Origin of the sequence: Alcanivorax sp. P2S70 (genome assembly GCF_000475295.1) — a bacterium.
In the GTDB taxonomy this organism is placed as follows: domain Bacteria; phylum Pseudomonadota; class Gammaproteobacteria; order Pseudomonadales; family Alcanivoracaceae; genus Alcanivorax; species Alcanivorax profundi.
In genome coordinates this window covers 65,211-84,125 of record NZ_AXBZ01000025.1, presented here as the reverse complement: position 1 = coordinate 84,125, position 18,915 = coordinate 65,211, and the positions used below count along the sequence as shown (strand labels likewise).

Genomic DNA, 18,915 nt, shown 5'->3' with positions numbered 1-18,915 from the left:
TAGTGAATAGTGAATAGCTAAGGTCAAAAGCCAAAACCGGGCTACTGAAGAAGCGTAGTTCGGGAATTGCCGCCAGGCAATCTCCGACATGGCGGTGCAGGGCAGGACAAAATCAGTTGAAAGTTTAAAGTTCAACTCATGGCATTGAATGGTGGAGATGGGCTTGCGCTCATTTTCGCCCTCCGGAAAGGACCTGTGATGGGCGTTAGCGAACAACACATCATTATCGTCGGTGGTGGTATGACCGGGGGGTTGCTGGCGGTGCTGCTGGCGGCTGAGGGGCTGCGGGTGACGGTGCTGGATGGTGCGCCAGCGCCGGTCATGCCGGAAGGGGCGGCGCAATTGCGGGTCTCTACCTTGACCGAAGCCAGCTACTGGCTGCTGCGCAACAGTGGGGTCTGGGATTGCCTGAATCTGTCGCGGGTACAGCCCTATGATGCCATGCAGGTCTGGGATCAGGATGGCACCGGTGAGGTCAGTTTCAACGCCGTGGATGCCGGGGTCGATAGCCTGGGGTGGCTGCTGGAAAACGGCCACCTGACGGCGGCCCTGTATGACCGGGCGGCGTCGTTGCCTTCGCTGGAGTGGCGCTGTGGCGTGTCGGTGGAAGGGGCGCGTCGCGAGGGGCAGCGGTGGCGGGTTCAGTGTGGTGGTGATGTGCTCGAGGCTGATTTGCTGGTGGGGGCCGATGGCGCCCGTTCGCGGGTCCGTGAGTGGGCAGGAATCAGTGGTGGGCCTCGTGACACCGGACACCATGCCCTGGTGGCCACGATTACCACGGCACAACCCCATGGCGGGTGTGCGCGGCAGGTTTTCATGGAGTCAGGCCCATTGGCCCTGTTGCCGTTGTTCTCGTTGGCTTCGCCGGGCGATCAGCGGCAGTGCTCCATTGTCTGGTCGGGTTGGCCGCAGAGAATTGCGGAACTGAATGCTGCGGAACCGGGTCTGTTTGCTGCCCATCTGCAGGCGGCAGCCGGTGATGCGTTGGGTGAGGTGAGCTTGCTGGGGGAGCGTGCGGTGTTTCCTGTCCAGGAGCGCCATGCCAGCAGTTATGTGGCCGCGGGGTTGGCGTTGGTGGGCGATGCGGCTCATGTGATTCATCCGCTCGCCGGGCAAGGCGTTAATCTGGGCTTGCTTGACGCCGCAGTGCTGGCTGAGGAAGTAGTGGCAGCGATGAAGGCCGGACGCCCGTGTGCGGACCCGCATGCCCTGTCCCGTTACCAGCGCCGTCGCCGTGGTGAAAACCTGGTCATGCAAAATGCCATGCGCGGGTTTCAGCAGCTATTCGAGCAGCGGGCAATGCCGCTGCGCTGGCTGCGCAACACGGGCATGCGTTGGGTGAATCAGGCGGGTCCGGTGAAACGTTTCTTTATTGGCCAGGCATTGGGGCGCGGTGCGGATTTGCCGCGGCAGGCGCAACCACCCCGTCAGCGTATGCGTTAACGCAGTGTGACTAGAGGTCGCGGGGCAGACCTGCCATACTGGCGCCCAATTAAGAATCATTCCTGTTTAAGCGATGGAGTTTTGGATATGCGTATCCTGGGTTTACTGGCCGGAGCTCTGGTCATGGCGGGCGGCCTGTGGGGCTGCTCGGAACCGGCCGAGCAAAACGAGCTGGTGGTGTATACCTCCCGAAATGATCATCTGATCAAGCCGGTGTTTGATGCCTATACCGAATCCACCGGTGTGCAGATCCGGTATATTACGGATAACGCTGCTGCCTTGACCGCCCGGTTGCAGGCGGAAGGTGAGCGCACCCCTGCTGACCTGTTCATTACGGTGGACGCAGGCAATCTCTGGAATGCGGCCAACAAGGATTTGCTTCAGCCGGTAGAGTCGGTGGTACTTAATGCCAATGTGCCCACTGCACTCACCGACCCGGACAAGCGCTGGTTCGGTCTGACCGTGCGTGCCCGCACCATCGTCTATTCTCGCGACCGGGTTGATCCGGCCACACTGTCATCCTATGAAGATCTGGCTGATCCGAAGTGGAAGGGTCGTCTGTGTCTGCGCACCTCCAAGAAGGTCTACAACCAGTCTCTGGTCGCCACCATGATCAAGCGTCTTGGTGAAGAAAAGACCGAGGAAATCGTGCGCGGTTGGGTGGGCAATCTGGCCACGGATGTGTTCTCCAACGATACCGCGCTGATGGAAGCCATTGTCGCCGGTCAGTGTGATGTGGGGATCGTGAACACCTACTATTATGGCCGCATGAAACGGGATAACCCGCAGCTGCCGCTGGCCCTGTTCTGGGCCAACCAGGACAGCAGTGGTGTGCACATCAATATTTCCGGGGCGGCGATCACCCAACACGCACCGCATCCGGAACAGGCCAAGGCCTTGCTGGAGTGGATGACTCAGCCTGCCGCCCAGAGCCTGCTGGCGGACCGCAACCTGGAATACCCGGTGAACTCGGCCGTGAAGCCTGCCGACGAAGTGGCCTCCTGGGGTGATTTCAAGAGTGATGACCTGAACGTGAGCGTGGCCGGTGAACTGCAGGTTGATGCCGTCAAGTTGATGGACCGGGCCGGGTATCGCTGATTCATGCTGTTGAGAAACGCCTGATATGCCCCGCCGGGGATTACGCAGTGCCAGTGGGGCCAGCGCAGCAGCGCTGGCCCTGCTGGTACTGGTGCCGATACTGGTACTGCTGAGTGCCTGGCACCAACAGCAATGGGAAACCTGGCAGCATTTGCTGGATACCGTGCTGTGGCGGCTGGTGGGGAACACCCTGTTTCTGATGGTGGGAGTCACCGTCGGGGTCTTGCTGCTGGGTGTGTCGCTGGCCTGGTGTGTGGCCACCCTGGATTTCCCCGGGCGTCGCTGGCTGGAGTGGGCCCTGTTTTTGCCCATGGCCATGCCGGCCTATGTGCTGGCGTTTGTGATGGTCGATCTGCTCGACTATGCCGGACCGATCCAGACCCAGCTCCGCCACTGGTGGAGCGATTTCCCCGGTTTTAGCGCCCGCCACCCGCTATGGGTGGTCGTCACCTTGTCGCTGGTGCTCTATCCCTATGTGTACATGTTGGCGCGGCTGGCCTTTCAGGCCCAGGGGCGGGCGGTGCTGGAGCAGGCGCGTATTCTGGGTGATGGCCCGGTGCGGGCATTCTTCAAGGTGGCGCTGCCCATGGCGCGCCCCGGCATCGCGGCCGGCCTGGCGCTGGCCTTGATGGAAACCCTGGCGGACTTTGGGGCGGTGTCCGTATTCAATTTCGACACCTTTACCACCGCGATCTACAAAAGCTGGTACGGCCTGTTCAACCTGCAGGCGGCAGCACAGCTGGCTTCGCTGTTGTTGCTGTTTGTATTGATGGCGCTGTGGCTGGAACGGCGCGGCCGCCGCCGTGCGCGCTTCAGTGAGCTGGGGGGACGCAAGGTGATGCGGGTGCGTCCCCGGGGGGCCTGGCTGATTACGTTGCTGGCCTTTGCAGTCCTGTTCATGGCGTTTGTGTTGCCGGTCTCCCGATTACTGTATTGGGTGGTGGAGACCCGCCTGGACGGGGTGGATGCGCGCTTCCTGAATCTGGTCTGGCGTACCTTCCTGTTGGGAGCCATGTCCGCCGGGTTGGTGCTTGTGCTGGCCAGCTGGCTGGCGTGGGTGAAGCGGCATCAGTCGTCAGCGGGGGTCTCGGTGGCGGCTCAGCTGGCCACCTTGGGCTACGCGCTGCCGGGCTCGGTGTTGGCGGTGGGTATCATGGTGAGTTTCAGTGCGGTGGAGTCGCGCCTCAATGCCTGGGGACTGCCGGTGGCCCTGGTCGGAGGCCTGGCGGCGTTGGTGCTGGCCTACGTGGTGCGCTTCATGGCGGTGGCCTTTGGCCCGGTGGAAAATGCCTTGCAGCAAGTGCGTCCTGGTTTGGTCGATGCGGCCCGGACTCTGGGGGCATCGTCATCGGATGTTGGGCGGCGGGTCTATTTGCCTATGATGCTGCCTGGTCTGCTGACCGCCTTGTTGTTGGTAGGCATTGATGTCATGAAAGAAATGCCTGCCACCCTGCTGTTGCGACCCTTTGGCTGGGATACCCTGGCCGTTCGGATCTATGAGCTCACTGCGGAAGGGGAGTGGGAGAGAGCGGCAGCGCCTTCCCTGACGCTGGTGCTGCTGGGGTTGCTGCCAGTGGTGTTGCTCACACGCCGGCGCTAGCGGCGTGGACAACTGGTAGTTCGTGTAACAGGAACACTGGCGGCGCACAGGTGCTTAATACAAGTCACCCGCAATGGCTTGCGATTCATGTGCTGTTGATGTGTTTCTTTGGTGGCCTTTCCGGGCCGCCTTCTTCTGTCTTTCCTTGCTGGTGAGTGTCGCGGGTGTCCTTTTCCCGGGGAGCTCCGATGGTGCGCACAGGTGTGCATGGGAGACATATTTGCCAGCATTGTTTCCTTTCTTGGATTTCTTCTTAGCGCTAAGTATACAGCTAATGCAAAGGGGTTAGCTGTAGTGCAACCCAATCGTTTGTTTATGTGTATATATGTAAATTATCGGCCGTTTTGAGAACTTGTATCTCGGTTATGTTTCAAAATGTTGGTACGGTTATGCCACCTTTATTTGGGCAAATTTCTGCCTAGCCGCTAGGTGTAGGTGGGTAGCCCTTTGAATAATAAATGGCCCGTTCGGGCACGTCTTTTGTGGAGAGCCAAATGACAACAAGGAAACTGCTTCCCGCTATCTTGCTGGGAGCTGGTGTTGTGTCTGTGACACCAGTAATGGCCAGCATGGGTAATATCGGCACGACCTATGGGGTACTGCCCTCGGATATTGCTTCCGCCCAGGCCCTGTCCCTGTTTAACAGTCAGGTGTCCGCGACTTACTACAACCCGGCGTACCTGACCAAGGACAGCCGGGGCGAGCTCACCACAGGCCTGATGCATGCGGAGCACGAGCTCCGGGGTGACGGTCAGGTGCTGCAGGACTCTCCTTCCCAGCAGGTTTTGCTGGGCATGAAAACCGATCTGACCAGCCTGACTCAATATGAACATCCTCTCTACCTTGGCTTCATGCTGGGAGTGGAGAAGTACGGCGATGAAATGTTGTCGTTCAATTCGCAGACGTCCACTGAGGGGCAGTTCTTTGAATACGGCCGGCAGCCCTTGTTCCTGAATCTGGGGGGTGGCACCCAATTGTGGCGTGGGCTGGATGCGGGCTTTTCCGCGCGTATCACCCTGCATTCCGAAGCCGAGCTGGTGGCCAGTTCGACCCTGGCAGGCGAGACCAGCTATGAAACCCTCAACGTTTCCGCCAAACCTTCCATTCGCCCGATTTTCGGTTTGAACATGGATTTCGGTGAGAGTTTCTGTGGTGATGACCGCTCTTGCTGGATGAACGGTTTGGAGGCGGCATTCAGTTACCGCGGCTACTCCAATACCAACACCACAGTAGATTCCACCATCACCATTCCTGGCACGGTGGTAGACCCGGGCATCAATCTGGCAATCACGACTATCGATTCCTACCAGCCGAATATCTATGCCGCCGGTCTGGCCTATGGCAGGGACCGCTGGCGGGTAGGGGTAACGTTGGAAATGCAGGAATGGTCGAGCCTGGAAGAGGAATTGGAAGGCGACACCATCAAGGATCAGGCAGTGGAAGCCGATGGCGATGCCCGGCTTGCCTTCAAGGATATCGTGGTGCCGCGTATTGGCGGTGAGTTCCACCTGGACGATACCTACATGATCACCGGTGGGGTCGCATTCAGTGAATCACCGCTGGATTCCACCGGGTCGTTGGAAGTGAATTACCTGGATACCGACAAGTGGATCGTGGGTGTTGGTCTGACCGCCCAGTACACATCGGTACCGATTCTGGCATACCCGGTACGACTGGATCTCGCCTACCAGTATCAAAAACTGGAATCGCGCGAGTTCGATCTCTACGACCGTCGTTCCCCGAGCTATCCGGCACCGTACGGATCGGGAGAGGTTGATGGCGAGGTCAGTGTCTTTACCGGCTCCATCACGCTGAAGTTCTAGGAGATGGCCATGAAAATAAAACTATTGGGCCTGGCAGTGGCGAGCACCTTGTTGGCTGCATGTGGTGGCGAGGCCGATGATCCCACAACACGGAACTGGCAGATTGGCGAGGTGTACTACAGCTACCCTTACGAGGGTCAGCAAGGGGTTTCGCCGAAGACGCCAATAATCGCCCGTTTCTCTCATGCGGTCAGCGTAGAGTCTGGCAATGTTCAGCTACTCAGATGTGACACCCAGGCGGATACCTGCGAAGGGGCGACCCCCGTTGCACTGGGCGAGCCGCAGGCTCTCGATGGTGGTTTGGGGGTTTCGATCCAGCCCCAGCAGCCGCTGGAGTTCGCCACCCACTACCGTCTCGAGTTCAGTGATCTGGATACAGGTAATGGCATTGCCGCGTTCCCTGATGGCGGGATGGACTTCACCACTCGTATGGATGCGGATGGACCGTTAAGTCACCGCAAGCAAGGCGCCGCACTGGTTGTCCGCCAGCTGATCCCTGATGGGGATACCCTGCCTTTCATGGATTTCAGTGCCTTGCGCTTGCAGTTCAACCAGATGCTCAACACCGATACGGTGAGGTACGGTGACACCGATGCGGATGCCAGCATTGAGTTGGAACATCAGGGTCAAACCGTGCCGGCTATCCTGTTGGTCAAGGGTAACGCGGTGACCGTGGATCCGATTGAGGATCTTGCTGCAGGTGAGACCTACACACTGAAGCTGACCTCCTCGGTGCGGGGTGTCGATGATGCCCAGTTGACCGGCGGGTTCGAAAAGAGCTGGCAGGCGGGTAACTCCAAGCCCCGTGCCACGCTGGTGCAGGAAGTGGTAAAAGCCAGCGACGTGCTGGAAGATCCCTGCAACCAGGTCGGCGCGCTCACTGCCAAACTTACCGGCGAGGCGATGAACTGTGTGCCGCTGCAGTCCACTCTGCTAGGCAGCAAGGATGCCACCTTGCAATCCGGCAATGTGTACGCGGAGCTGGCACATCTTCCGAATTACCCGGATGTCTCGCCGTTGCGTATCGCACGTAACAGCTTGCTCACCGGGTCCAATATCGACGTGAAGGTTGGGGGCGATGTGCCGGCAGGGATCAGTACCGGGGATATTTCCGTGACCTTTCTGTCCGATGCGTCCGGTTATCTGCTGCCCAACCCCTACAGTGATGCCCACGAGGCACCCAAGCAGGTGCGTCTGTACATGGACGTTTCCATGACCGCAGAAAATCCAGAGGCCAATGGCGCGCTTAGCCAGACGCTGATGCATGTGGAGCTCAATGGCATGGCGCTGGTGCAGAATGGGCGGATGGAAATTGATGCGGTGGGCATTGTTGAGCCAAAGATTCTGGGTCAGGAAACCGCGTTCGGGCTGCTCAGTTTTCACATGAAATCCTATGAGGATCAGGAGAGAGCCCCGCAGCCGGTACCGGACATGACGTCCCCCGTGCTGCAGAGCATGACTCCCGCGGCCAATGATAGTGGTGTGGCAGACAAGGCTCGCCCCGGTGACCCGATCATTCTCAACTTCAGTGAGCCGCTTGACCCGGCAACCCTGGAGCAGCCGGGAGCGGTTACCTTTACGCATAACGGCATGGAAGAAAATGTTGAGTGGGCGCTGGATGGCGCCACGTTGGTGCTGCATCCGCAAATGCCTCTGGTCATGGGAGAAAGTTATGCCGTTGCGTTGGGCGGCCAGGTGACTGACTTGGCAGGCAATCCGCTGGCTTCGGTGAATGCGACCCTGCAGATGCCTGCCCGGGTGGGAGACGCTCCTGCGCCGGTGGCCCTGACGACTTACCCGGGCTTCCCCTGTGCCAGCGATAAGGAGCACTGGGAGATCGAAGCGGGCAACCACGGTTTTTGTCTGGGTGGCACCACCGACGATGACCGCACCCCTGTTCCGCTGATGCCGGCGGACCGTTCTATTCATGTCCGTTTTTCCCAGGATATTGATCCTGCCTCGGTGATCTTCGATAACAGTATCGCCTGTGACGTTGGTAGCTTCCGGGTTGAAAAGGTGGAGCTGGATCCTGCTACCGGCAAGCCGATGCGTTATGACGAGGACAGCACTCGCAAGTACCAGTGTGAGGAAGGGGTAAAAGGAAAGCTGGAAGTCGGCACCCGCAGTCTTGTCTTCACTCCTGCGGAACCCTGGGAAGAAGGGACGTACTACCGTTATGTCCTGATGAGTGTGAATGGCACCAGTGCGCAGCAGCCCAACGACTGTTCCAGCGGTGAGGCGATTTGCTCCACCGCGGGCAAGCGATTGCAGACAGCGGTGCTGAGCGCACCGGATGCGGACATGGGTGGCCCGAACATGCACTTGCACTTCATTGGCGCGCCCTCGGTGGCCAGTGTTTTCCAGCCCCTGCGTAACTTGCCAACCCTGGATATCAATGCCAATGGCCACTTCGATAGCGGAGAGCCGGGTTATGGCAGTGAGGGGCGGGGAGTCAATACCACAGATCTGTTCATTGATGGCTATGACGGTGAAGGGCTGCTCTACGATCCGGAGTTGGTTTGCGATACTGAGGAGGGTTGTGACATCCATGTGGTAGGCGGCCTGAATACGGAGGTCTTTGGCATGGCCCCGTACACCGACCCGGTCACCGGTGAGACTGGCCAGGCCGTTCGAGTGGGGTTGTATCCCACCATGATTCAGGCTTCGTCGGTTACCTTGTTGGTGAAAATCCTGGGTTTCATTCCCAGTGAAACTCCCACCGAAACGCAGTTCATGCGTATGCGCTATGACTGTGTGGCCTGGCCGGAAGATGCCGACAATTACTGTGAAAAGCGCAACCCGGATGGCAGTTATGTGTTTGACGAGATTCAGCGTCAGGGTTTGATCCCGGGTTGGATCGTGGAAACCGATGCCGGCCCGGAATTCCGTACCGATGTGGAACTGTTCATGGATGCGCCGTACATGCACATCGTGCTTAACGGCTCCCACAACCTGCACAGTTATCCGCTGACCATGAACCTGTCGGGCCCGGTAACCTTCCTGCCGGACGGGCGCATCGTGATCAATCAGGTCAACGCCAATGCGATCCCTATCAATGTGGAGCTGGGTGTGCTGCTCAACACGCCCGAGATTTTCCTGAAAATCCCGGAAGGGGGGGTGGTTCTGCAGTATCTCGGCGCACCATTGAAAAACTGATTAACCAGGAACACCCAAAAGCCGGCCTTGTGCCGGCTTTTGGGTGTCAAGCGCAAGGCATTGTGGCAAACGGCCGCTGGCGCCGCTCAAATAACACTCTGATTACACACTCTTACAAGCCCGTCAAATCACACACTTTTCTCAACCATTCCCAACCTTTTCTCAACGGCTGTAGTACGGCCGTTTTGTTTTACTTATTGCATATACACAGGCAGGAACAGGCAGGGGCTGCATAGCTTTCACCCGTTCTTGTCCATACAAGAGCCACCCTGAGCGTGGCGATAAACCGAATAACAAACGCCGGAGACGCGCTATGACCATCCGTAAACTGTCCCAGTTCGGGGCTGCCGCTTTTGCCACCTCTTTACTGGCCGCACCGGTCGCCTGGGGCGCAATGGGGAACACTGCCAGCACCTATGGCCTGCTGCCTATTGATGTGGGTACCGCACAAGGGATGTCCCTGTTCAATACCCAGGCTTCGGCGCTGTACTACAACCCTGCCTATCTGACCCGCGACCCTCGTGGTGAAATGACCGTGGGGCTATTGCACGGTGAGCATGACCTGCGGGTGAGCAGCAACGGCAACCCGAGCGGTGGGGGGGCGGCCGTTATTCGCGATGGCGACAAAGCGAATGTGTCCGACACCCAGCAGCAAGTCATTGCCCTGAAAACCGACCTCACCGACATGATGAAAGGTGAGCACCCCCTGTACTTTGCGATTATCGCCGGGGTGGAAAAGTACGGTGAGGAAATGCTGGCGTTTGAATCCCAGAACTCCCGTGAAGGCCAATTCATGCAATACGGGCGTCAGCCGCTGTTTCTGAACCTTGGGGGCGGCCTGGAGGTCGCCAACGGGATTACCACCGGGGCCTCTGCCCACGTATCCCTGCGCAGCGAAGCTACCCTGATTGCCAGTGCAGATCTGGCCGGGGAAACGCAGTATGAAGAGCTGACTGTGACAGCCAAACCGATCATTCGTCCTGTGCTTTCCATGAACATGGAGTGGGACAAGATATTCTGTGGCAAGGAAGATTGTGGTTTCTGGACAGGGCTGGAAACGGCCTTTGCCTTCCGTGGCCATACAGAAGCCCGTACCGCAGTGGAATCCAACCTGACTATCCCGGGTACCGTGATTGATCCGGGCATCACGGTTCTTATCGACACAATCGATTCCTACCAGCCGGACATTTTCAGCGCGGGCCTGTTGTACCACTTCAGTGACAATTTCCGGGCTTCTGTGTCCGTGGAGCAGCAGAACTGGAAAGACCTGGAAGATCAGCTGGAGCGCGATACCGTCAAGGATCAGGCCAATGCCAAGTTCAAGGACATCATCGTGCCGCGGATCGGTGCGGAGTGGACCGTGAATGACCACATCATTCTGTTTGGCGGTGTGGCTTATCAGGAGAGCCCACTGGAAAGCATCCAGACGCCGGACGTGAACTATTTCGACAACGATCGCCTGATCGTCGGTGTCGGCAGTGCCCTGATCATCAAGAATCCGCCGATCCTGGCCTATCCCATGCGTCTCGACTTTGGGTACCAGTATCAGCAGCTGCAGGAGCGTGACTTCGAGCTGACCTCGACCAACCCCAGTGTGACCAACCCCTATGAAAGCGTCAGCACAGACGGCGACGTTCATGTATTCAGCGGGTCCCTGACCCTGAAGTTCTAACGGAGGTGCACCATGAAAAAGAACAAGATTGCCCTCGCCATCACCGCACTTGCTACCGCCACCCTGGTGGGCTGCGGGGGTGACAGCGATGACGTGAGCTTCAATACGGCGACCTTCAATCCCCGTAACCTGCACTACACTTATCCGTTGGATAACCAGCAGCAGGTGGCGCCCCGGACTATCGTAGCGTTGCAGTTCAGCCATGAAGTCACGGCGGATGCCGGCAACTTCTCCTTTACGGGGCCGGATGATGAGGACGTAGCATTCACCCTGGAATCCGTTGCTGATGGCAAGGGGGTAGTATTGACGCCGGTTGATGCACTTGAGCCTGCTTCAGATTACAAAGTGGTCATGAACGGCGTGACCGTGCTGGGCGAAACCACCACCTTCAAGGACGGTACGCTCAACTTTACTACGCGCGCAGCCTTGCAAGGCCCGGTGGAGACACAAAAAACCGCCGCCAACTTTGAGGTGGAGTCGCTGTTTCCGGATGATCAACAGTTCGAAAGCATGGATTTCTCCACCTTTCGTCTGCGTACCAGTCATCCCATCGAGCGCTCCACCGTGGTCTACGGTGATACGGTCAGCCTGAGCAAGGATGGCGAGTTGGTAGACGCGCAGATGCTGGTCAGCCGAAACGCGATCAGTGTGGACCCCATCGAGGACATGACCCCGGGTGCCACCTATGAGCTGTCGGTGAATGGCATCAAGAGTGTATTTGGTGAAGACATCGCCCCCTACACCCACACCACGGTTCCCCAGGATACTACCTCTCCCACGACTGGTGAGCGGGCGGTACTGGTGACCAATGCCCCGCCTGCGGACGATACGCTGGGCTGTCGTGATGAAGGCGTGCGGGTTTCTGACCTGACGGGTCAACCGATCAACTGCGTGCCGGTGAACAGCACTCTGCTACAAGACAAAACCGTGTCCAAGCAACAGGGCGATGTCTATGCCGAGCTGGCCTTTACTCCGAACTTCCCGGAGATCACCCCGCTGCGAGTCAAGAAGGGTGGCATTCTGAAAGGGGATTCCCTGGAAGTGCTTATTGGTGGTGAAGTGCCTGTCGGGTTCGATTCCGGTGAAGTGACCGTGCAGATCATTTCCGATGCCACCGGTTATCTGTTCCCCAACCCCAATGCCGACAGTGATGAAGCACCGAAGCAGCTGCGCTTGTTCATGGATGTGGCCTTCTCCACCAAGGATGCCCGCGCCAATGGGGCCTTTACGCAAAACCTGCTGCACCTTGAGCTGGTGGGGTCCGGGCTGATTACCGATGGCAAGCTCAACACCGATGCCATCACCATTGTCGAGCCGCGTGTCTTGGGTGTCGATAATGCCTACGGCGTACTGAGTTTCCGCATGGAATCCTATCGCGATCAGGAAACCGCTCCTCTCCCTCCGATTGATGCAGAGAATCCCTTTGTGCCGGTGCTGGATGGCGAGAATGGACAGGAGCTTTCCTGGCAGCCGGGTAATGTGGCGGACCGGATGGAGCCGGGCGACCCGATCATCATCCATTTCAATGAGGTGCTGGAAGCCGCCTCCATTGTGGCCGGTGAGAGCCTGATGCTCACCAAGGGTGGCATGGCGGAACCGTTCAGCTGGAAGCTGGATGGCAGTGCCTTGATCATCACCCCCGACAGCCCGGTGGAATACGGTGTGGAATATGTGGTCACAACCACTCCGGAGATTACCGATCTTGCCGGTAATGCCTTGCAGATGCTCGATAGTCTGGAAGGGGATAACAGCCTGGACTTCATGCTGCCGGAATACGTGGTAAATGATCCTGAGGATGTTCGCCGGGGTCCCTATGCTTCGGTGGTATACCCAGGGTTCCCCTGTGCCAGTACGGTGGCATCCCAAGGGGAAATTGATGCCGGCACCCAGGGGGTGTGTGTGTCTTCAAGCCCGGAAGCCCAGCAGGTGGCAGTGGACCCGCTGCCGATTGTGGACTTGCCGGCCAACCGTGACATCCGGGTACGTTTTTCTCAGAACATGAATGCCGACACCATTGTGCTGGGTGATACCTTCCTGGTGGAAAAGGATAACGGCGGCAGCTGGGAGCCGGTGGATGGGCAACTGGTCGTGCAAACCCGCAGTCTCACCTTTGCACCGGATACTGCCTGGGAAGAGGGCGCGCTGTACCGCTATGTGCTCGCGGGTAACGGTGGTGGTACCGGCTGTGCCGGTATCTGCTCGGCTGACGATTTGCCCCTGCAGACCGCCCCCCTGTTGGGAGGTGGCTTGACGGACGGCGGGCCGGACATGGAAATACTGTTCCGTGGGGGCGTGGCGGTGAACACCGTGTTCCAGGAGCTGGATAACCTGCAAAGTGCGGATGTCAATAACAACTTCCAGATCGATACCGGTGAACCGGTTGCCACCGGGAACGTGATTGACCCGGTGGATACGCCAGCCAATGCCACCTTGATCCTGCCTCGTGATGGCGGTGGCACAGGGCTGATTACCGCGGCCAACACCGGTTGTGGCTTTGAAGGTACGCCGCCTTATACCTCTGAAGACCAGATCCGCTGTGACAGCAACCGGATTATGTATGTCACCGGGATGCTCAACACCGAAATCCTCGACTTCGATGCTGAGCAACAGGGTGTGCCTGTGGTGATCTATCCCACTACCGTGGCGCTCACCAACCTGGACGCCACTGCGGTAGTCGGGCTGGATCTGAATGTGCTGGATTCTCAGAGCACCCTGGATGTCATCCCGGTGTTGGGGCCGATTTTGACCGATTTGCTGGAGGTGACACTGGGGACGGTGGATGATCTGGTCAATGCATTGGCGGGTCAGTTCGGTGGTGAAGGGGTATTGGGCAGCCTGCTGGGAGTGCTGGGCGATGTGGGCCTGGTGCCGATTGAGACTGCCACCGGCCCGAACATCATGCGTATTCGCTACGAGCCCGAGGACCCCAATGACCCGAACAGTCCACGCACGGTCCCGCCGGTGGGCTACATCGTGGAAACGCCGGACGGCCCGGTGTTCCGGATCCAGTTCGACCTGCTGTTCGATGCCCCGGCCCTGAGCCTGCCGCTGGGTCTGGAGCACAACGTGAAAGGCCTGCCCATTGACGATGTGATCCTGGAAGGTCCGCTGGACTTCCTGCCTGATGGCCGCCTGTTCATTGGTCTGCAGAACCTGGAATCCAAGAACGTGGATCTGGAGATCAGTCTTGCTGGCCTGGAAGGCGGGCAGGTGAACCTGATCATTCCGCCGGGTGGCATCAACCTGAGCTACCAGAGCGCGTCGATCAAATAACGCGCCCTGCAGGCTTGACCCCGCAATGCCCCGGTTCGCCGGGGCATTGTTGTTTGTGGCGGCCCCTGTCCGTCCTGCCAGCCTATGCCCCCCGGTTCAGGCCCGATATAATTCCCCCCACATTTGTATCGTGGTGTAGTTATGGGTCATCGCACAGCTTTATATGACGCTCACCTGGCCGCTGGCGGCAAGATGGTGGATTTCGGCGGCTGGGACATGCCGATCAATTACGGCTCCCAGATCGAGGAACACCATGCCGTGCGCCAGAAGGCTGGCGTCTTCGATGTCTCGCACATGACGGTTGTGGAAGTGGCCGGCTCCGGTGCCCGCGACTACCTGCGCCACCTGCTGGCCAACGATGTCGACCGTGTTGCCCCTGGTCGTGCCCTTTACAGCGGCATGCTCAATGAGCGCGGTGGTGTGATCGACGACCTGATCGTTTACAAACGCGACAATGACTACCGGCTGGTGGTAAATTGCGCGACCCGCGAAACCGACCTGGCCTGGATGGAACAGCATGCCGGTGGGTTTGCGGTGGATATTCGTGAGCGTGCCGATCTGGCCATGCTGGCCATCCAGGGCCCCGAGGCCCGGGACATCACCGCCGGCCTGCTCGACGGCGCCCGCGCCGAGGCGGTACAGGCGCTCAAGGTGTTTGGCTTTGCCGAAGACGGCGAATGGATGATTGCCCGCACCGGCTACACCGGGGAAGACGGCGTAGAGATCATGCTGCCCGGTGCCGATGCGGTGGCGCTGTGGAATCAGCTGCTGGCCGCCGGTGTGGCCCCTACCGGCCTCGGTGCCCGTGACACCCTGCGGCTGGAAGCCGGCATGAACCTGTACGGCAACGACATGGACGACAGCATTACCCCCTGGGAAGCCAACATGGGCTGGACCCTGGTGCTGAATGACCGTGATTTCATCGGTCGCCAGCCGCTGCTCAACCAGCAGGAAAATGGCCACGCCGAGCTGGTGGGGCTGGTGCTGGAAGGCAAGGGTGTGCTGCGCGCCCATCAGAAAGTGTTGATGCCCAACGGTGAAGAGGGCGAGATCACCAGCGGCACTTTTTCACCGACGCTGGGCAAGTCTATCGCCCTGGCCCGGTTGCCCGCCGGTGCCACCGGCAAGGTCGATGTGGAAATCCGCAACAAGCGCCAGCCGGCCCAGGTGGTCAAGGCACCGTTCGTGCGTAACGGCCAGGCGGTTTATAAAGCAATCTAGTCGGGGCTTGTCCCGGCCACTGTAGGAGCCATGCGAGCGGCTCCTACAGTAAAAAACAGGATTATTCAGCGTGCACGCGTAAGGCGTGCTGCGTGCAAGCGACTCTTAACAGGAGACAACAATGAGCGAGATTCCCGCCGAGCTGCGGTATGCCAGCAGCCACGAATGGGCCAAAAACGACGACGGCACCGTGACTGTGGGCATTACTGCCCACGCCCAGGATGCCATGGGTGATCTGGTCTACGTGGAGCTGCCGGAAGTCGGCCAGGTCGTGGCCGCCGGTGACGAAGCTGGCGTCGTCGAATCCGTGAAAGCTGCCTCTGATATCTACGCTCCGGTGTCCGGTGAAATCGTGGCAATCAACGAAGCACTGGAAGACGAGCCGGAGCTGGTGAACAACGCGCCCTATGAAGGTGGCTGGCTATTCAAGATTGCCATGAGTGAAGAATCCGATCTGGATAACCTGCTCACCGCTGACCAGTACCAGGCGCAGATCGAAAGCGAATAACGGCATGACCGTTATTCGCAGCTGTGAGCTATCAGCCTCTAGCTGTGAGTAAAAGATTTTTCTCGTCGCTCGAAGCTGGTGGCTCATAGCTGATCCCCTGCGTTTTTTAGCGCTGCGGAGCCAAAAGCCAAACCCAACCTATCCAGGTACCCCCATGCCTTACATCCCCCATACCCCCGACGACGTGCGTGCCATGCTCGACGCCATTGGCGCCGACAGCATCGAAGCCCTGTTCGATGAAATTCCCGCGCACCTGAAAGCCGCCGGCAAGCTGGATGCGCTGCCCGAGGGCTTGAGCGAAATGGAAGTGACCCGGCTGATGAACGAGCGCGCCGCCATGGATGCCGGCGCAGTCAGCTTCATTGGCGCCGGCGCCTACCAGCATCACATTCCGGCCGCGGTATGGGAGATTGCCACCCGGGGTGAGTTCTACACCGCCTACACGCCTTATCAGGCAGAAGCCAGCCAGGGCACCCTGCAGGTGATCTACGAATTCCAGACCCTGATGACGCGCCTCACCGGCATGGAAGTGAGCAACGCCTCTGTGTACGACGGTGCCTCTGGCCTGTCGGAAGCGGTGCTGATGGCCCTGCGTGCCAACCGCAAGAGCAAGTCCCGCAAGGTACTGGTGCCCACCGCCCTGAACCCCCGTTACACCGCGGCGACCCAGGCCATCGTGGAAAACCAGGATGTGGCGCTGGACAGTGTGGCGTTTGATCCCGCCAGCGGCCAGACCCCGCTGGACGCCCTCAAGCCATTCGAGGGCCAGGACTATGCAGCACTGGTGATCAGCCAGCCCAACTTCTTTGGCTCACTGGAAGAAGTGGATGCCCTGACCGACTGGGCCCACGCCAACAACATGCTGGTGATCGGTGTGGTCAACCCGACCTCGCTGGCGCTGCTGACACCGCCGGGCGAGTGGGGCGCAGAGGGTGCCGACATTGTGGTGGGCGAAGGTCAGCCGCTGGGCGTTCCGCTGTCCTCCGGTGGCCCGTACTTTGGTTTCATGTGCTGCAAACAGAAATACGTGCGTCAGATGCCGGGGCGCATCATCGGCCGCACCGTGGACATGGAAGGCAAGCAGGGCTTTGCCCTGACCCTGCAGGCCCGCGAACAGCACATCCGCCGTTCCAAAGCCACCAGTAACATCTGTACCAACCAGGGCCTGGCCATGACCGCGTCCACCATCTACTGCTCCCTGCTGGGGCCGGATGGTCTCACCAATGTGGCGGCACACTGTCATGCCAACACCCAGTCGCTGGCTGACAAGCTCACCGCCATTGCCGGTGTCGAGCGGGCCTTTAGCGCGCCCACCTTCCACGAGGTGGTGCTGACCCTGCCGAAACCGGCCGCCGAGGTGCTGGCGGCCCTGGCCGGGAAAGACGTGTTGGGCGGTGTCAGCCTGGCCACCGACTATGACATGCCCAATGCGATCCTGATTAACGCCACCGAAGTCCACAGCGAAAGCGATCTGGATTTGTTTGCGGTCGCCCTGAAAGAGGTTCTGGCAGCATGAGCGAGACCCAACTGATTTTCCAACTGTCCCAGCCCGGCCGCAGTGCCGTCTCCCAGGCGCCGAAAGCGCTGGCAGACGACAAACTCAGCGCCATTCCTGCGCACCTGCGCCGCAAACAGAAGCCGGCCCTGCCGGAAGTGTCGGAAATGCAGGTGGTGCGGCATTACACCAACCTGTCCAGCAAGAACTTCGCCATCGACAAGCAGTTCTACCCGCTGGGCTCCTGCACCATGAAGTACAACCCCCGTGGTGCCAACCGTGCCGCCATGCTGCCGGGCTTTTTGAACCGCCACCCCCTGGCCCCGGAGACCCACAGCCAGGGTTTCCTCAGTTGCATGTTCGAGCTGCAGAACTTCCTCAAGGAAGTCACTGGCATGAAAGGCGTATCGTTGGCCCCCATGGCGGGCGCCCAGGGCGAGTTCGCCGGGGTCGCCATGATCCGTGCCTACCACGAAGCCCGTGGTGATGAAGGCCGTACCGAGATCCTCATCCCGGAAGCCGCCCACGGCACCAACCCGGCCACCGCCGTCATGTGTGGCTACAAGGTCCGTGAAGTGCCGGTGGGTAAAGATGGTGACGTGGATCTGGAAGCCCTGAAAGCCGCCTGTGGCCCCCAGACCGCCGGCCTGATGATGACCAACCCCAGCACCTGCGGCGTGTTCGAACGGCAGATCGAAGCCATCGCCAAAACCGTCCACGAAGCGGGTGGCCTGCTTTACTACGATGGCGCCAACCTCAACGCCATTCTCGGCAAGGTACGCCCCGGTGACATGGGCTTCGATGTCATCCACATGAACCTGCACAAGACCTTTGCCACCCCGCACGGCGGCGGCGGCCCCGGTGCTGGCCCGGTGGGTGTGTCCGAGCGGTTGTTGCCCTACCTGCCCACCCCCATGGCGGGCCAGCGCGACGACGGCAGCTTCCACTGGATCGACACCGACACCCTGGAGACCAGCATCGGTCACCTGAGTGCCTTCATGGGTAATGCCGGTGTACTGTTGCGTGCCTATTACTACGCCCGCTCGCTGGGCCGTGAAGGCATGATCCGCGTGGGCGAGTTCTCCACCCTGGCAGCCAACTACCTGCTCAAGCGACTGGAAGCCGTCGGCTGCACCGCCGCCTACCCCGATCGCCGCGCCAGCCACGAGTTCATTCTCACCTTCGCCAAAGAAGCGAAAGAGCTGGGGGTTACCGCCATGGATATCGCCAAGCGCCTGCTGGACTACAACCAGCACGCACCGACCACCTACTTCCCGCTGCTGGTGCCGGAGTGCTTCCTCATCGAGCCCACCGAAACCGAAAGCAAGGAAGCCCTGGACGAGTTCGTCGATGCCATGGCCGCCATTCTGGAAGAAGCGCGCACCCAGCCCGACATGGTCAAGGAAGCGCCCTTCACCCAGCCGGTACGCCGCCTCGATGACGTGAAGGCAGCCCGCGAGCTGGATCTCGCCTGGAGCGAGTAAGCAGCGCTGACCCCGTAGGAGCCATGCTCGCATGGCGATCAAAACCCGGCGCAAGCCGGGTTTTTTAATGGGAGAGGATCAGTCGGACGTCTGACGTCGGAGGACGGACGCTAAAGACAAAACAGGGCGCGAGTTTTACTGT

Annotated in this window: 11 protein-coding genes; all 11 read left to right on the top strand. The window is 59.5% G+C overall.

Going from position 1 to position 18,915, the window contains the following annotated elements; translation table 11 throughout:
* Positions 1 to 198 precede the first annotated feature (198 nt).
* The 11 genes from Q672_RS26250 (at position 199) to gcvPB (ending at position 18,773) form a co-directional block, all read left to right on the top strand.
* On the top strand, positions 199 to 1,443 hold the full coding sequence (locus tag Q672_RS26250; RefSeq protein WP_022985456.1) for a UbiH/UbiF/VisC/COQ6 family ubiquinone biosynthesis hydroxylase: 1,245 nt from the start codon (positions 199 to 201) through the stop codon (positions 1,441 to 1,443).
* Positions 1,444 to 1,530: 87 nt separating this feature from the next.
* On the top strand, positions 1,531 to 2,541 hold the full coding sequence (locus Q672_RS26245) for a Fe(3+) ABC transporter substrate-binding protein (protein ID WP_022985455.1): 1,011 nt from the start codon (positions 1,531 to 1,533) through the stop codon (positions 2,539 to 2,541).
* 25 nt (positions 2,542 to 2,566) lie between these two features.
* Positions 2,567 to 4,141 carry an ABC transporter permease gene (locus Q672_RS26240; RefSeq protein WP_022985454.1) on the top strand — a complete coding sequence of 525 codons (1,575 nt, stop codon included), beginning with the start codon at positions 2,567 to 2,569 and terminating at the stop codon, positions 4,139 to 4,141.
* A 494-nt stretch (positions 4,142 to 4,635) separates the two neighbouring features.
* On the top strand, positions 4,636 to 5,964 hold the full coding sequence (locus Q672_RS26235) for an outer membrane protein transport protein (RefSeq protein WP_031226484.1): 1,329 nt from the start codon (positions 4,636 to 4,638) through the stop codon (positions 5,962 to 5,964).
* 9 nt (positions 5,965 to 5,973) lie between these two features.
* Positions 5,974 to 9,120 (top strand): Ig-like domain-containing protein, encoded by a 3,147-nt coding sequence (locus Q672_RS26230; RefSeq protein WP_022985452.1) that lies wholly within the window; start codon positions 5,974 to 5,976, stop codon positions 9,118 to 9,120.
* 313 nt (positions 9,121 to 9,433) lie between these two features.
* Positions 9,434 to 10,792, top strand: a complete 1,359-nt coding sequence (locus Q672_RS26225) for an OmpP1/FadL family transporter (protein WP_022985451.1) — start codon at positions 9,434 to 9,436, stop codon at positions 10,790 to 10,792.
* Between the two features lie 12 nt (positions 10,793 to 10,804).
* The gene (locus Q672_RS26220; protein WP_022985450.1) at positions 10,805 to 14,065 is read left to right on the top strand and encodes an Ig-like domain-containing protein; all 3,261 of its coding nucleotides are present in this window, start codon (positions 10,805 to 10,807) and stop codon (positions 14,063 to 14,065) included.
* Positions 14,066 to 14,206: 141 nt separating this feature from the next.
* Positions 14,207 to 15,286 (top strand): glycine cleavage system aminomethyltransferase GcvT, encoded by a 1,080-nt coding sequence (gene gcvT / locus Q672_RS26215; protein WP_031226482.1) that lies wholly within the window; start codon positions 14,207 to 14,209, stop codon positions 15,284 to 15,286.
* Between the two features lie 121 nt (positions 15,287 to 15,407).
* Positions 15,408 to 15,794 (top strand): glycine cleavage system protein GcvH, encoded by a 387-nt coding sequence (gene gcvH / locus Q672_RS26210; RefSeq protein WP_022985448.1) that lies wholly within the window; start codon positions 15,408 to 15,410, stop codon positions 15,792 to 15,794.
* 154 nt (positions 15,795 to 15,948) lie between these two features.
* On the top strand, positions 15,949 to 17,310 hold the full coding sequence (gene gcvPA / locus Q672_RS26205; protein WP_022985447.1) for an aminomethyl-transferring glycine dehydrogenase subunit GcvPA: 1,362 nt from the start codon (positions 15,949 to 15,951) through the stop codon (positions 17,308 to 17,310).
* A complete protein-coding gene (gene gcvPB, locus Q672_RS26200; RefSeq protein WP_022985446.1) occupies positions 17,307 to 18,773 on the top strand; it encodes an aminomethyl-transferring glycine dehydrogenase subunit GcvPB in 1,467 nt (488 codons plus the stop codon). The genes gcvPA and gcvPB overlap by 4 nt, the downstream gene beginning before the upstream one ends.
* The last annotated feature ends 142 nt before the right edge of the window (positions 18,774 to 18,915 follow it).